The sequence below is a fragment of the Pseudomonas marginalis genome (genome assembly GCF_001645105.1).
Lineage (GTDB): Bacteria > Pseudomonadota > Gammaproteobacteria > Pseudomonadales > Pseudomonadaceae > Aquipseudomonas > Aquipseudomonas petroselini.
The window spans coordinates 58784-59603 of record NZ_LKEG01000024.1; the positions used below are offsets into that span (position 1 = coordinate 58784).

Annotated in this window: 1 protein-coding gene; it reads left to right on the forward strand. The window is 40.1% G+C overall.

The features are described from left to right. Window positions 1-94: 94 nt before the first annotated feature. Window positions 95-550: an SMI1/KNR4 family protein gene (locus tag AO064_RS30030; protein WP_082893873.1), complete on the forward strand. Its 456-nt coding sequence runs from the start codon at window positions 95-97 to the stop codon at window positions 548-550. Window positions 551-820 lie beyond the last annotated feature (270 nt).

Here is an 820-nt window from a genome sequence, read left to right on the forward strand (position 1 = left end):
CGGGTGAAGGAAAATAGGGGTCAGACCACGATTAGTGCACCAATGTATATTGGTGGTCTGACCCCTATTTTTCTTAAATAGGAGTTTTATTGATATGTTTGAAATAATAGAACCTGGAAATTCCATCTCGGATGACGCGATGAAATTGCTAGAGAGTTTTATTGGGGCGACGTTGCCTAGAGAATATTATCTGTTCTTATCTCAAAACGGAGGAGGTTACCCTGAACCAGATAGTTTCCGTTTTATGGAGGGTGAGGATGGGTCATCTGTTCAACGTTTTTACGGTTTGAATAGAAGTGATACATATGATTTTGTCAGAAATTTAAACGTGTATAGAGGGCGTATCCCCGAGGGGTTTATAGCAATTGCATGCGACCCTGGAGGCAATCAAATTTGCTTGGGTATTAAAGGGGAAGGCAGAGGCAAGGTGTATTTTTGGGATCATGAATTAGAAAAGTGTGATGGAGCAAAGCCTGATGATTCAAATATGACACTGGTGTCGAGAAACTTTTCTGATTTTTTGAACGGGCTATATGAGCTTGATTTATAGTGCGCAATCGGGATTAGACAAATTTTAGGGAAATAGGGGTCAGACCACGATTAGTGCACCAATGTATATTGGTGGTCTGACCCCTATTTCCCACGACTGATTATGTTCCAGTTCCTACGGATTTGAAAGAAAAATAGGGGTCAGACCACGGTTTTGCGCTTTTTAGAGTTCAGCAAAATTGCTCTTTTAAAATATGATTTATTTTTTGTAATTATTCGATTTTGTTGGCCTGGTGATGGGCGGCTAAGCTGTAAGCTCTNNTATTCATTT

What these genes read in the sequence shown, in the direction of transcription:
- AO064_RS30030 (WP_082893873.1), top strand. Translation starts at nt 95, where the DNA reads ATGTTTGAAATAATAGAACCTGGAAATTCCATCTCGGATGACGCGATG.